This window comes from Streptomyces sp. NPDC012835, assembly GCF_042900885.1.
GTDB lineage: Bacteria > Actinomycetota > Actinomycetes > Streptomycetales > Streptomycetaceae > Streptomyces.
On the sequence record NZ_JBIBBW010000009.1, the window covers coordinates 133,635 to 147,040 of the forward strand.

The following is a 13,406-nucleotide window of genomic DNA, read 5'->3' on the forward strand; positions in this document are numbered from 1 at the left end:
CCGTTCTCGCCGTTGCCGCCGCTCCGCCGTTTCCGTCGAACGACTGGCGCCACTCCCGAACACATCCACCTGTTCGAAGGGGTCGATCACATGTCCCGCACGCCGCGCGCTTCCGCCGCTTCCCGCATCCCCACGGCCCTGATCGCCGGAGCCTCGGCCGCCCTCGCCCTGGGCACCCTCGGCGCCACCGCGACCTCCGCCACCGCCACGCCGGACACGGCGCAGCTCGCGGGGCAGGCGACCTGGTACAACACCGGCCTCGGCGCCTGTGGCCGGTACAACAACGACAGCGAGCTGGTCGTGGCGGTCTCGGCCACCGTGTACGGCACCTACCCCAACCCCAACAACTCCCCTGTCTGCGGGCGGCAGTTGAACGTCACCGGCCCGCTCGGCGCGGTGACGGTGACGGTCGTGGACCGCTGCGGCGCCTGCGGCACGAACGACGTGGACCTCAGCCCCGCCGCGTTCTCCCGCATCGGCGATCTCAACGTGGGACGGATCGACGTGAGCTGGGACTGGGTCTGACCCCGGGCCTCTGTCCCGGGCGCCGACAGCTACGACATCTACGACATCTACGTAGACGGCGGTGAGAACCGGCTCTGAACCGCCGGCACGTCCGCAGACATCAGGACCGACCGGCCAGGTCAGCCCAGGCCAGGCCAGCTCAGCTCAGCTGATCGTCGGGGTGACTCCGGCCGCGTGCAGCGCCTTGAGGTTCTCCTGGAAAAGCGCGTCGAACGCCTCGATCTCGGACACGCAGGTCTCACCGGTGATCGTGAGCGGGCCACCGTTCAGGACCTCGGCGGGGTCGATCTCGGTGCGGTGCACCACGGTGGCGTTGCCTTCGAGGACCGGCTGCCACTGGCCGTCGTGCTCCTGGAGCCAGGACCGGGCCGGTCCGCCGGGGTTCCGGACCAGCAGCGCCACATCGGGAGCGACCAGGCCGAGCCGGGAGACCACAGCGCGGGAGGCCGACACCCCGGAGCCGCAGGAGGGCGTCAGACCCGCGCCGCGCTCGAAGGTGTGCACAAAGACCTCGTCGTCGGCGAGGGGCAGCACGTAGGAGACATTGGCCCCGATCGGGAACGCCTCCGGGGAGTCGGCGACCCTGGTGCCGGTCTCGATCAGCTCCGCCTCGCGGTACTCGTCGACGACCGTGATCAAGTGCGAATTCGGCACGGCGACCGCCGTCACCGTCCGCTCGGGGTGGAAGGGCGGGAAGGTCTGGCCGACGAAAGGCCACTGCACGCCGGAGACCAGCGGTTCGGCCGGGGAGAACTCGACGGACGGCAGCTCCACCGCGACCTGCCGCACCCCGTGCGCGGTGGAGGGGACACTACGGACAGTGAAGCTGTACGGCCCGGTGTGTACGACGGCGCTCTCGGCGCCGTACTTGTCCAGAAGCAGCCTGCCGACGCAGCGCATGCCGTTGCCGCAGAGGAGCGCGGGCGACCCGTCCGGGTTGAAGAACCACGCCTTGGCCGACCCGTCCCCGTTGTCGGAGACGAAGTACACCCCGTCGCTCCCGAGGCCCAGCCGCCTGTCGCACAGCCGCTCCACCGCACGGGTCAGGTCACCGGAGGCGAAGTGATCGTCCGGGGCTCCCTCAACGACGAGGATGTCATTGCGCGACCCGTGGGTCTTGGCGATCGAAAGACGTGACATGGCAGACGAGAACCGCTTTCCGACTCACACCGGCCCCGCACGACCGGCTGGTGGCTCCCAGTCTACTGAGCCGAGCACGAAAGGGGCGCCGGCGTCCACGCCCGCTCAGCGCTCGGACGCGTACGGGAGGAAGTCGGCCCAGACACCGGCGGCGAAGCCCAGGTGCGGGCGGCGGGTGTCCTTGGAGTCACGGACATGGACCGTGGCCTGCGTGGCGGCGACCTCGACGCAGTCGTTGTCGCTGCTTCCGCTGTAGCTGCTCTTGAACCAGTTCAGCCGGGACTCCAAGGACATGCCACTCACCTCTCCGACGCGTACGAGACGAAATCGACCCAGGCACTCGGGCCAAAGCCGAGGTGCGAGAGCTGAACGTCCTTGGAATCGCGGACGTGGACCGTGGCCTGCGCGGCGGCGACCTCGACACAGTCGTTGTCGTTACTGCCGCTGTAGCTGCTCTTGAACCAGTTCAGCCGGGACTCCGAGGACATACCGTTCACCCCTCCGACGCGTACGAGACGAAATCGGCCCAGGCACCGGCGGCGAAGCCCAGGTGCGGGCCGTGGGTGCCCTTGGAGTCACGGACATGGACCGCGCCCAGCGCGGCAGCGACCTCGACACAGTCATTGTCACTAGGGCCGCTGTAGCTGCTCTTGAACCACATCAGCTCGGACTCCAAGGACATGCCACTCACCTCTCCGACGCGTACGAGACGAAATCGCCCCAGGCACTCGGGCCAAAGCCGAGGTGCGAGAGCTGGACGTCCTTGGAATCGCGGACGTGGACCGTGACCTGCGTGGCGGCGACCTCGACACAGTCATTGTCACTGAGGCCGCTGTAGCTGCTCTTGAACCACATCAGCTCGGACTGCAAGGACATACTGTTCACCTCTCCGACGCGTACGAGACGAAATCGGCCCAGGCACTCGGGCCAAAGCCGAGGTGCGAGAGCTGGACGTCCTTGGAATCGCGGACGTGGACCGTGGCCTGCGTGGCGGCGACCTCGACACAGTCGTTGTCGCTGCTACCGCTGTAGCTGCTCTTGAACCAGTTCAGCTCGGACTCGCGGTTCATGTCTCTCCCAGCACTTTTTCGATGAAGGCCAGCGACTCTCGTGGACTGAGAGCCTGCGATCGGATGATCCCATACCGCATTTCCAGGACCTGAACGTCTTTCGGCTCGGAGAGCACTCGGCTGGTGAGCTGCCCCCACGCGAACCCCGCCGCCGAGCCGTCCTTCAGCTTCAGCACTTGGAGTTCGCCCCCCATTCCGGCGTGGTCCTCACGGTCCGTCGGCATCACTTGGATCTCGACGTGCCGCAACTGCCCTCGTTCCAGCAGATGTTCGAGTTGCCGTCGCAACACCATTCTGCCTCCGATCGGCCGCCGCAGGGTGACCTCTTCTTGGACAAAAGTGAGCGTGGGCGGCGGCATACGGTCGAAGATCGCCTGTCGGGCCATCCTGGCGGCGACATACCGTTCACGGTCGTTGGGAGTGAAGGCAGGACGCCGGACATCGAACAGCGCCCGCGCGTACTCCTCCGTCTGCAACAGACCAGGCACGTTGTGGTTTCCGTAGGCGCCCAACTCGATGGCTTCCGCTTCCAGCTTCGCCAGATCCCGGACCTTCTTGGGGTAGCGCGCCTCCTGGATGTCCTGTTTCATCTCGGCGATCTTGCCGCCAGCCCCCACCACCTCGTCCGCCTTGTCCAGGAACTCCGGCCGGGGGATGCGCTTGCCCGATTCCAGCTTGTAGACCTGGTTCTCGCCGTACCCGACCAGGACGCCGAACTCCGCCCGGCTCAGCCCCGCCGACATGCGCCAGAGCTTCAGCTGACGGCCCACCGCCACGAGGACCGGGCCCGTCTCGTCGTCCGGGTCGGCCTCCCAGTCCGGCTCGTCCGCGCCGTCCGTCGTGAAGTCCCCGCTCTTGCCGTCTGCACCCAACTTCGTACACCTCCGAAATCGTGCCGTCATGGCTCAATCCCCTTGCCCCCACGAAAGGTCACGGCCTGCGACTCGGACAGACCCTGGACAGATACGCAAGAGAGCTGGACACATCACCGTCCGTAAGGGGTATGTGACTGTTCAGGCTATGCAAATCCGGCCACGCTATGTGATGTGAACCACGAACCCACCGACGACGTCGGCCCATCCTTCGACGCCGGCCATGTGCCGCTGACTCAATCCGCGCTGTTCTCCGAGGAGTTCCGCGTGCAGTTGTCCTCAACCCGTAGAGGCGCGCGGCTGGCCAGGTTGCTCGCCGTGGAGCAGCTGCGCGCCTGGGAGCTGCCCTTCGAAACGGCGGCGCAGGTCATCTCCGAGCTGGCGTCGAACGCGGCGCTGCACGGCCGTACACCCGGCCGGGACTTCCGGCTCGTGCTGCGCCGGCCGATGCCGGAAACGCTCCGTATCGAGGTGATCGACACCCAGGGCTCGCGGATGCCTCCCGTCGAACGAGCCGCGCACGCGTACGACGAGTCGGGACGCGGGCTGTTCCTGGTGAACGCGCTCGCCGACCGGTGGGGCGTCGCACCGGGTCCGCCGCCCTGCAAGACGGTCTGGGCCGAGTTGACCCTCCCCTTCGGCCCCGCCGACCCCGCCGAGAAGGAGGCCGACGCGTGGACCCGATAACCGCTCGTGCTCTCTGGGGAGTCACGTCGATCTCCCTCAGCCTCGTCGTCCTGGCCATGGGGGTGGTGTACGCGCGAACGGGGAGCCCGCAGCGCGCTCTGCCGCCGACGCCGCTGGAGGTCGAGGAGGTCTACTCGTACACCTGTTACTGCTATCGAGATCCAGTGCAGGTGACCGTGCCGACGAAACAGATCCGCCGTATGCACGGACGGGGTGTCCGGAGCCCGGCAACGCGGGCTCCGGCGGGCCGGGACCTGGGGCTGCGGGACGTAAAAGATCAAAGAACCAGGTAAACAACCAACCGACCCCAACCCACCCCCCACCCTCCCGGCCCGGTCACCCACACGGGTGATCTCGCCCTGGATGGCTGGCTTTTGGCAAGTTTGGGAAGGCAGGCTCTGCCCCAACACAACACCAGACAATGAGACGGCCCCCGGCCGGGACTGGCATCCCGATCGAGGGCCTGACCGTCAAGGAAGAAAACAGCTTCCCGATGGATAAGCAGCAGTTTAGTGCGCCGCCGCGCGCCCTTCAGGTAGTTCGCGTATCCGGCTCGGGCGTGGCGAGAGTCCACGAGTTCCAGGATCCCGGCTACACGATCGTCGGCAACCACCTTGCCCAGCATGGCGAGTTGTCGTTCACCGCGATCGGCCTGGGGACTCATATCCAGTCGCTGCCGGTGGGTTCGCCGGTGGACATCCGGACGCTGGCGGCGCGGTTCCCGGAGGGACGGGAGCGGATCGCCTCCGCGTTAAGGGAGTTGGAGGCACACGGGTACATCGAGCGACGCCGGGAGCGGACCGCCGGGGGCCGGATCGTCAGCCTGACGATCTCCTACAACAACCCCGAGGCCACCCGAGCCCGGCTGGCGCGGCTCGCCCGCGAGGAGCCGGACGCCGAGGCGGAGTCGGGGGTCCGGGCGCTCCGATTCGTACCCGTTCCGCGGGTACCCGCAGCTCCGGCCGCACCGCCCGCTGCCGTACCACCGGCTCTCGTACCTCTGTCTCCCGTCACCCCGGCTCCCGCACCCCCGACACCCGTCACCCCGGCTCCCGTACGGGACGCCCCTCCCCCGCTCCCCCGGCCGCAGGCTCCCGCGCCCGGTTCCGAGCGCACGCGCGCCGCCGCCGATCTCCTCGCCGGGCTGCGCCGCGACGACCCGCGCCTTCTGCTCTCGGAGCGGGACGTACGGAGGCTGGCGCCGGGGGTCGAAGCCTGGCTGGAGCGCGGTGCCGCGCCCGACGCCGTACGCCGTACCCTGACCGCCGACCTGCCGCCCGACCTCCGGCATCCGGCCGCCCTGCTGGCCCACCGCCTCACCGCGCTCCTGCCACCCCCGCTCCCGGTCACGCCCGTCGCCGCGACCACGCCCCGCCCGGTCCCGCTCCAGAACTGCGACCGGTGCGACCGCGCCTACCGAGCGCCGGAACCGGGCACCTGCCGAGGCTGTACGCCAGCGACAACGGCAATGGCAACGGCAACGGCAGCCGCCCCGGACCGGCGCGCAGCCGCCTGATCGTGCTGTGCTCCGCGCGGCGGCGGAGCCCCCCGCCCCCCCCTGGAGGACCGGGGAGCGACCGGCGCCGAAAGCACTAGGGCTGCGCGTCGGAGCCGGCCCGCTCGCCCGGCTGCGGAGGCTGGACGGCCCCCGCCAGGGCGCCCGCGTTCCGGGCCGTGGCGGCGATGTCCTGGAGCGCCGCGATGTGGCGGGCCAGAGCGTCCTGCCCGGCGGGGGTGAGCGACAGCCAGGTGCGGGGGCGCTTGCCGACGTATCCCTTGCGGATGCTGAGGTATCCGATCGCCTCCAGGGCCGAGGCGATCTTGCTGAGCATCGAGTCGGACACCTGGCAGTTGCTGCGCACGGCGGCGAACTCCGCCTCGTCGCACGCGGAAAGAAAAGCGACGACCGTCAGCCGGGTGGGATGGTTGATCGCCGGGTCGATCGAGGCCGGTCCCGGCGCGGGGGCGGTCATCCCACTTTCCGGAGCTGCTGCTCGATCGCCCTGTTCCGGATCACGAACAGCGCCCAGCCGCCGAGCCCCAGGACGGCGAGCGGGGCCACCTTGGTGACCTCGCGCCCGGCGTCGAACAGCTGGCACAGCCCGTACGTCCCGCCCCACGCGGCGAGAAGCGCCAGGAACGGAACCGCCGCCCGGCGCAGCCGCGCGGACCACGGCTGCGCCGTCATCACTCCCGCGCTCCGGCGGGCGGCGCTGACGAGCACGAGCACCAGGGCCAGGCCCGCGAGCGAGATCCACAGCGAGAGGAGCACCCCCCAGCCGCCCCGGCCCTCGGCCCAGGCTTCCCCGACGGCCGGAACGATCAGAGCCGCCGCTGTCGCGGGCCCGTACCACGCGGGCGTCCGCCGCGCCCCGAGCCGGGCCCTCTCCCTGGCCGCGTCGATGCCCCGCAGTGCCTCGATCGCGGAATCGGCGGACACATCTGTTCCCCCCGGAAGGCCGTGGGCCGTCTCCTGCGATGACATCGTGATCCCGGCCCTCTCGTCACTGTTCGACACCCACGCCGCCGCGAACACGCGCCGCCGCGCAAGCGACCTGCTCCCTCCATGGTGCCATGCACTTTCCACAAAGGAAAGTACTTTCCGTTCGGCCGAAGCAGAGTGGTGTCCGTCAGGCGGCGGTGAAGGTACGGCGACGGCGTACGGCCACGGCCACGGCCGCGACACCCGCCACGACCAGCAGAGCCGCCGTGCCGGCCAGCGGAAGGACCGGGCTCCCGGTGGAGGCGAGGCCGCCCCCGGTGGCGCCCCCGGTGCCGCCGGTGGTGTCCGTACCGCCGATGCCGCCGGTGGTGTCGGCGCCTCCCGTGGTGGAGCCGCCGGCGGTCGAGCCGCCGGACCCCGAACCGCCGGACGTGGTGGCCGCGCCTCCGGACGTACCGGCGGCCGTGCCGCCACTGACCGTGCTGCCGCCGTCCGTACCCCCGCCGCTGTCCGTGCTCCCGCCGCTGTCCGTGCCGCCGCTGGAGCCGCCACCCTCGGAGCCACCAGCATCGGAGCCGCCGTCCGTCGCGCCCCCGTCCGACACGCCTCCGTCCGTCGCGCCCCCGTCCGTGCCCCCGTCGTCAGCGGGCTTCACGGTCAGCCGCGCCGCAGCCGTACGCGCGCTGCCCACCGTGTTGCTGAAGACGGCGCGATAGCGGTAACCGTCCTGCGCGGCAAGGGACTTGAAGGAGAGCGTGGCGTCGGCGGAGTCCGCCACCGTGTTCCACGACTCCCCGTCGTCCGGGCTGACCTCCCACAGGGCGGCCGGGGCCGGAGCGCCCTCCGCCTCCGCCGTGAACGTGACCTCGTCGCCGACCGTCACCGTGGTGTCCTCGGGCGACATGACGACCGTCGGGGAGACCTGGCGCCCGATCTCGTGCACCTCGCCGCCCGCGACCGCGTAGACGCTGTGCCGCGCGGGGTCCAGCGCCAGGGCGGTCGGGCTGCCGCCGATCTCCACGGTGTCGACGACGGGGGACTCGGCGGCCGGGGACTCGGCGGCCGGGTCCACCACGGCGACCGTGGTGCCGTTGAGGCGGGCGACGTACAGCAGCCCGGTGGCGTCGTCGTACACCATGGCCTTCGGGTTGCCGCCGACCGCGAGGGTGCCGGTCACCTCGTTCGCCGCCAGGTCGACGACCGAGACCGTACCGGCCGAGAGGTTGGCGACGTACCCGGTGCGGGACTTCCCGTCGACGGCCACACCCTGACTGCCCAGGGCCGTGCTGCCCAGGCTGAGCGTCGAGGCCAGTGCGCCGGTGGCGCCGTCGATCGCGTTGAGGACGTTGCGGTAGACGACGCCGCCGTTCTCCACCACGCCGCCCACATAGGTGGCGTAGCCGACGTGGTTCTCGGTGTCGACCGCGAGGCCGAAGGCCGCGAACGGCAGCACGACCGGGGCGCCGACGAGCCGGCCGGTCCCGGTGTCGTACACGTTGACCGACTTGGTGGTCTGGTTGGCGACGTAGAGCCGCCCGGCCGCCGGGTCGACCGCGAGGTGGCCGACGCTGCCGGTGAACGTGATCGGCTCGCCGGCCTCCGCTCCCGTACGGGAGTCGTGCACCGTCACCGAGCCCGAGTGACCGACGTAGAGGCGCTTCCCCGCGGAGTCCAGCGCCATGGTGCCGGTCGTCGGGGTGATGGCGACGGCCTCCCCGACCCGCTCGCCCGAGGCGCCCTCGTAGGTGTTGAGGAAGTGTTCGCTCCCCGGGGTGGTAATGGTGTGCACGCGGCTGTCGGCCGGATCGGCCACCACCGCGCGGGCCGCGATGTCGAACGTACGGACCACGGTGTGCCGGACGGTGCCCTCGGGGATTTCGGGGACCTCGGGCGCCGTGGGCGCGGCGGGTCCGGTGGCCGGGCCGGGAACGGCCGCCGCCGCGACGGGCGCCGCACCGGTGAGACCGGTGATCAGCAGGCCCGCCGCGGCGGCGGCCGCGAGGAGGCGGCCTCTTTTCGGGAGGTGTCCCGGGTGGAGTGGTCTCACTGGAAGGTCACCGGCACGTAGGTGTCGTAGTTGCGGTTGCCGGTGTTGTAGTGGTCGGCGCGGGTGACGATCGCGCACTTCACACCGTTCTGGTCACAGGTCACACCGCCGGCGACGGTGGGCTTGACGTGGATCGGCACGGAGAAGCTGCCGCCGTCGTCGTACGGCGAGGAGTTGCTCGGCGACAGCCAGTACCAGTCGCTGTTGATCCAGTGCGAGGCGCCCGTGGTGCCCGCCTCGTCCTGGCCGCCCAGGCAGGGGGTCGGCTTGTCGGTGAAGGTGGCCGGGTCGGCCGGGTCGACCCCGGCGGGTATGACGCAGAGTCCGACGTAGATGCCCTGGCCGTCGTTGAAGCCGCTGCCGGTGACCGTGACGTTCTCACCGGCGACCGCGACGGTGGAAGGCGCCGTGACCGAGAGCTGGTACGTCACACCGCTCTCGGTGACGGTGCGTCCGACGGTCGCGGCGGAGGCGGAGGCCGCCAGCCCGACGGTGAGGGCGGCGGTGCTGAGACCGACGAGGGCGGTGCGGGCGAGCAGAGCGGTTGGGCGCATGGAGACAGACACCTTTCAACGCACAGCGCGGAGTCCACCGGTCGGACGACCAAGCGAACTTAGGTAAGGCAAACCTAAGTACATGGCTGGCGAAGCGTCAACACCCCGACCCCGGTCGGCTCTTGCGCACACGGGTCCGCCCCTCAGCGGCCGACGATGAAGGTCGCGTCGGCCGGCTCCGTCGCGGTGAGGACCGGGTCGATCCGCAAGCAGGTTGCCGACGTGCCGGATGTATCGCGTCGGGACGTTGTACGAGCGGAAGGACGACCAGGAGGGGCCGGCCAGCCCGGCGGTCCGGTGGAATGTGGCGTCGGCGGCGAACGCCGAGGCGCCGTCACTCTCGTCCAGCCGCAGGCTGTGGCTGTAGTGCCGCAGGGCGAGGACATCACGATCGGTGAGTGGACGATCTCCACGGAGCACCTGCCGCGCTACGCCTAGCCGGCCCTCCCCCGGGCCGCGACGGCAACTCCCCGGACAACAACGACAGGGGCCCCGCCCACCGTCCGTGAGGACGGCGAGCGGGGCCCCTGCCGAGTGCTCCGGGGAGCTGCCGGGTCGGATCAGACAGACCCGATCATCCGAGGATGATCAGACGTTGATCTTGGTGACCTGGCCGGCGCCGACGGTCCGGCCACCCTCACGGATGGCGAACTTGAGGCCCTCCTCCATGGCGACCGGCTGAATCAGGTTGACCGTCATGACGGTGTTGTCGCCCGGCATGACCATCTCGGTGCCCTCGGGAAGGGTCACCACGCCCGTTACGTCCGTGGTACGGAAGTAGAACTGCGGGCGGTAGTTGTTGAAGAACGGGGTGTGACGGCCACCCTCGTCCTTCGACAGGATGTAGGCCTGGGCCTCGAACTCGGTGTGCGGCGTGACCGAACCGGGCTTGATGATGACCTGGCCGCGCTCGACGTCCTCGCGCTTGATGCCACGGAGGAGCAGACCGACGTTCTCACCGGCCTGGCCCTCGTCGAGCAGCTTGCGGAACATCTCGATGCCGGTGACCGTGGTGGTGGTCTTCTCCTGCTTGATGCCCACGATGTCAACGGTCTCGTTGACCTTGAGGACACCACGCTCGATACGACCGGTGACGACGGTTCCACGACCGGTGATCGTGAAGACGTCCTCGATCGGCATCAGGAACGGCTTGTCGACGTCGCGCTCGGGCTGCGGGATGGACTCGTCGACGGCCTTCATCAGGTCGAGGACGGTCTGGCCCCACTCCTTGTCACCCTCAAGAGCCTTGAGCGCCGAGACCTTGACGACCGGAAGGTCGTCGCCCGGGAACTCGTACTCGGAGAGCAGCTCGCGCACCTCGAGCTCGACGAGCTCAAGGATCTCCTCGTCGTCCACCATGTCGGCCTTGTTCAGGGCGACAACGATGTACGGGACGCCGACCTGGCGGGCCAGGAGCACGTGCTCCTTGGTCTGCGGCATCGGGCCGTCGGTGGCCGCGACCACGAGGATGGCGCCGTCCATCTGCGCCGCACCCGTGATCATGTTCTTGATGTAGTCGGCGTGACCCGGGCAGTCGACGTGCGCGTAGTGACGCGACTCCGTCTGGTACTCGACGTGCGCGATCGAGATCGTGATACCGCGCTGGCGCTCCTCGGGAGCCTTGTCGATCTGGTCGAAGGCCGAGGCCTCGTTCAGGTCCGGGTACGCGTCGTGCAGCACCTTGGTAATGGCGGCCGTGAGGGTCGTCTTACCGTGGTCGATGTGACCGATGGTGCCGATGTTGACGTGCGGCTTAGTCCGCTCGAACTTCGCCTTCGCCACTGGTTCCTCCTGGAGTGGTTCTGTACGCCTTACTCATCGGCGCCAGGTGATCTTTGCTGGGATGCCGGCGCCCGAGGCGTCCCCGCCGTGTGGCGGCGGGGACGCACCAGGGCTTACCGGTGACAAGCCTAAAGCGTGGACTCGGAAGAGTTACTCGCCCTTGGCCTTCGCGATGATCTCCTCGGCGACGTTCCGGGGAACCTCGGCGTAGGAGTCGAACTGCATCGAGTAGCTTGCGCGACCCGAGGTCTTGCTGCGGAGGTCTCCGACGTAGCCGAACATCTCCGACAGCGGCACCAGGCCCTTGACGACCTTGGCGTTGGACCGGTCCTCCATGGCCTGGATCTGGCCACGACGGGAGTTGATGTCACCGATGACATCGCCCATGTAGTCCTCGGGCGTCGTCACCTCGACGGACATCATCGGCTCGAGGAGCACGGGAGACGCCCTGCGGGCACCTTCCTTGAACGCCTGCGAACCGGCGATCTTGAAGGCCAGCTCCGAGGAGTCGACCTCGTGGTAGCCACCGTCGAGCAGCGTGATGCGCACGCCGGTCATCTCGTAGCCCGCGAGGATGCCGAACTGCATGGCCTCCTGCGCACCGGCGTCCACCGAAGGGATGTACTCCTTCGGGATACGGCCACCGGTGACCTTGTTCACGAACTCGTACGAGGTGTCGCCACCCTCGATGGGCTCGATCATGATCTGCACCTTGGCGAACTGCCCGGTGCCACCGGTCTGCTTCTTGTGCGTGAAGTCCACACGCTCGACGGTCTTGCGGATCGTCTCACGGTAGGCGACCTGCGGCTTACCGACGTTGGCCTCGACCTTGAACTCGCGGCGCATCCGGTCGACCAGCACCTCAAGGTGGAGCTCGCCCATACCGCCGATGACGGTCTGGCCGGTCTCCTCGTTGCTGTGCACCTGGAAGGAGGGGTCCTCCTCCGCGAGAGACTGGATGGCTACACCCAGCTTCTCCTGGTCACCCTTGGACTTGGGCTCGATCGCGACCTCGATGACCGGCGCCGGGAAGTCCATGGACTCCAGGATCACCGGGTTCTTGTCGTCGCACAGCGTCTCACCGGTGGTGGTCTGCTTCAGGCCCATGACGGCGACGATGTCGCCGGCGCCCACCGACTCGATCTCCTCACGCTTGTTCGCGTGCATACGGTAGATCTTGCCGATGCGCTCCTTGCGGCCCTTCACCGAGTTCAGCACCGCGGTGCCGGACTCCAGCTTGCCGGAGTACACGCGGACGAAGGTCAGCTTGCCCAGGTGCGGGTCACGCATGATCTTGAACGCCAGCGCGGACAGCGGCTCGTCCTCGGAGGGCTTGCGCTTGACGACCAGCTCGGGGTCCTTCACGTCGTGGCCCTCGATGGCCTCGACGTCGAGCGGGGTCGGCAGGTAGCGCACGACCGCGTCGAGCAGGGGCTGAACGCCCTTGTTCTTGAACGCGGTACCGCAGAACACCGGGGTGACCGTGGTGCCCGAGGACTTGCCGGAGGCGATGGTGATACGGCGGATCGCCGCGTACAGCTGCTCCACGGTGGGCTCGGTGCCCTCCAGGTACAGCTCCATCAGCTCGTCGTCGTTCTCGGAGACGGTCTCCAGCAGCGTGCCGCGCCACTCCTCGGCCGCCTCGATGTGGGTGTCCGGGATGTCGACGACGTCGTACATCTCGCCCTTGGCGGCCTCGGCGGACCAGACAAAGGCCTTCATCGTCACGAGGTCGACGACGCCCTTGAAGTCGGCCTCGGCACCGATCGGAAGCTGCATGACGATCGGAACCGCGCCGAGGCGGTCCTTGATCATGTCGACGCAGCGGTGGAACTCCGCGCCGGTCCGGTCGAGCTTGTTGACGAAGCAGATACGGGGCACGCCGTAACGGTCGGCCTGGCGCCAGACCGTCTCGGACTGCGGCTCCACACCGGCGACACCGTCGAACACGGTGACAGCGCCGTCGAGGACGCGGAGCGAACGCTCCACCTCGACCGTGAAGTCCACGTGACCCGGGGTGTCGATGATGTTGATGGTGTGGTCGACGTCGTCGAGCGGCCAGTGACAGGTCGTCGCGGCAGACGTGATCGTGATGCCGCGCTCCTGCTCCTGCTCCATCCAGTCCATCGTGGCAGCGCCGTCGTGGACCTCACCGATCTTGTAGCTCACACCGGTGTAAAAGAGGATGCGCTCGGTGGTCGTCGTCTTGCCCGCGTCGATGTGGGCCATGATCCCGATGTTGCGGACCTTGGCCAGGTCAAGCGAAGTGGTGGCCATAAGGCTCAA

General features: G+C 68.9%; 16 protein-coding genes and 1 pseudogene. 3 read left to right on the forward strand and 14 right to left on the reverse strand.

Translation table 11 applies throughout. The annotated features are described in order from the left end of the window. Positions 1 to 90 precede the first annotated feature (90 nt). Positions 91 to 525 (forward strand): RlpA-like double-psi beta-barrel domain-containing protein, encoded by a 435-nt coding sequence (locus ACFY6S_RS29450; RefSeq protein ID WP_388828085.1) that lies wholly within the window; start codon positions 91 to 93, stop codon positions 523 to 525. Between the two features lie 144 nt (positions 526 to 669). On the opposite strand, the gene dapF is transcribed toward ACFY6S_RS29450, so the two are convergent. The 7 genes from dapF to ACFY6S_RS29485 form a co-directional block, all read right to left on the reverse strand. Next, complete coding sequence (dapF, locus tag ACFY6S_RS29455; RefSeq protein WP_388828088.1) at positions 670 to 1,665, reverse strand: diaminopimelate epimerase; 996 nt, start codon at positions 1,663 to 1,665, stop codon at positions 670 to 672. 105 nt (positions 1,666 to 1,770) lie between these two features. Then, positions 1,771 to 1,959, reverse strand: coding sequence for a DUF397 domain-containing protein (locus ACFY6S_RS29460; RefSeq protein ID WP_388828091.1), 189 nt, complete (start codon positions 1,957 to 1,959; stop codon positions 1,771 to 1,773). 5 nt (positions 1,960 to 1,964) lie between these two features. After that, positions 1,965 to 2,153, reverse strand: a complete 189-nt coding sequence (locus ACFY6S_RS29465) for a DUF397 domain-containing protein (protein ID WP_388828094.1) — start codon at positions 2,151 to 2,153, stop codon at positions 1,965 to 1,967. A 5-nt stretch (positions 2,154 to 2,158) separates the two neighbouring features. Further along, positions 2,159 to 2,347, reverse strand: a complete 189-nt coding sequence (locus ACFY6S_RS29470) for a DUF397 domain-containing protein (protein ID WP_388828096.1) — start codon at positions 2,345 to 2,347, stop codon at positions 2,159 to 2,161. Between the two features lie 5 nt (positions 2,348 to 2,352). Next, a complete protein-coding gene (locus ACFY6S_RS29475) occupies positions 2,353 to 2,541 on the reverse strand; it encodes a DUF397 domain-containing protein (RefSeq protein ID WP_388828099.1) in 189 nt (62 codons plus the stop codon). A gap of 5 nt (positions 2,542 to 2,546) precedes the next feature. Then, positions 2,547 to 2,735 carry a DUF397 domain-containing protein gene (locus ACFY6S_RS29480; protein ID WP_388828101.1) on the reverse strand — a complete coding sequence of 63 codons (189 nt, stop codon included), beginning with the start codon at positions 2,733 to 2,735 and terminating at the stop codon, positions 2,547 to 2,549. Continuing rightward, complete coding sequence (locus tag ACFY6S_RS29485) at positions 2,732 to 3,607, reverse strand: helix-turn-helix domain-containing protein (protein WP_388828104.1); 876 nt, start codon at positions 3,605 to 3,607, stop codon at positions 2,732 to 2,734. The genes ACFY6S_RS29480 and ACFY6S_RS29485 overlap by 4 nt, the downstream gene beginning before the upstream one ends. Before the next feature lie 174 nt (positions 3,608 to 3,781). Here ACFY6S_RS29485 and ACFY6S_RS29490 point away from each other — a divergent pair, with 174 nt between their 5' ends. Both ACFY6S_RS29490 and ACFY6S_RS29495 read left to right on the forward strand, forming a co-directional pair. Beyond that, positions 3,782 to 4,294: an ATP-binding protein gene (locus tag ACFY6S_RS29490; RefSeq protein WP_388828107.1), complete on the forward strand. Its 513-nt coding sequence runs from the start codon at positions 3,782 to 3,784 to the stop codon at positions 4,292 to 4,294. Between the two features lie 493 nt (positions 4,295 to 4,787). After that, positions 4,788 to 5,810 (forward strand): helix-turn-helix domain-containing protein, encoded by a 1,023-nt coding sequence (locus ACFY6S_RS29495; protein WP_388828576.1) that lies wholly within the window; start codon positions 4,788 to 4,790, stop codon positions 5,808 to 5,810. A gap of 76 nt (positions 5,811 to 5,886) precedes the next feature. Here the strand turns inward: ACFY6S_RS29495 and ACFY6S_RS29500 are convergent, their stop codons facing one another. The 7 genes and pseudogenes from ACFY6S_RS29500 to fusA all read right to left on the reverse strand — a co-directional run bounded on the left by ACFY6S_RS29500 (position 5,887) and on the right by fusA (position 13,397). Then, on the reverse strand, positions 5,887 to 6,267 hold the full coding sequence (locus ACFY6S_RS29500) for a winged helix-turn-helix domain-containing protein (protein WP_388828110.1): 381 nt from the start codon (positions 6,265 to 6,267) through the stop codon (positions 5,887 to 5,889). Then, positions 6,264 to 6,734, reverse strand: a complete 471-nt coding sequence (locus ACFY6S_RS29505) for a hypothetical protein (RefSeq protein ID WP_388828113.1) — start codon at positions 6,732 to 6,734, stop codon at positions 6,264 to 6,266. Before ACFY6S_RS29505 ends, ACFY6S_RS29500 begins: the two co-directional genes overlap by 4 nt. 190 nt (positions 6,735 to 6,924) lie before the next feature. Beyond that, positions 6,925 to 8,784 (reverse strand): YncE family protein, encoded by a 1,860-nt coding sequence (locus tag ACFY6S_RS29510; RefSeq protein WP_388828116.1) that lies wholly within the window; start codon positions 8,782 to 8,784, stop codon positions 6,925 to 6,927. After that, positions 8,781 to 9,338 (reverse strand): hypothetical protein, encoded by a 558-nt coding sequence (locus tag ACFY6S_RS29515; protein ID WP_388828119.1) that lies wholly within the window; start codon positions 9,336 to 9,338, stop codon positions 8,781 to 8,783. Before ACFY6S_RS29515 ends, ACFY6S_RS29510 begins: the two co-directional genes overlap by 4 nt. Positions 9,339 to 9,481: 143 nt before the next feature. Next, positions 9,482 to 9,713, reverse strand: a pseudogene (locus ACFY6S_RS29520) (AbfB domain-containing protein); the annotation flags it as partial. 213 nt (positions 9,714 to 9,926) lie between these two features. Next, on the reverse strand, positions 9,927 to 11,120 hold the full coding sequence (gene tuf / locus ACFY6S_RS29525) for an elongation factor Tu (protein ID WP_114622844.1): 1,194 nt from the start codon (positions 11,118 to 11,120) through the stop codon (positions 9,927 to 9,929). Between the two features lie 150 nt (positions 11,121 to 11,270). Continuing rightward, positions 11,271 to 13,397, reverse strand: a complete 2,127-nt coding sequence (gene fusA, locus ACFY6S_RS29530; protein ID WP_388828123.1) for an elongation factor G — start codon at positions 13,395 to 13,397, stop codon at positions 11,271 to 11,273. Positions 13,398 to 13,406: the final 9 nt, after the last annotated feature.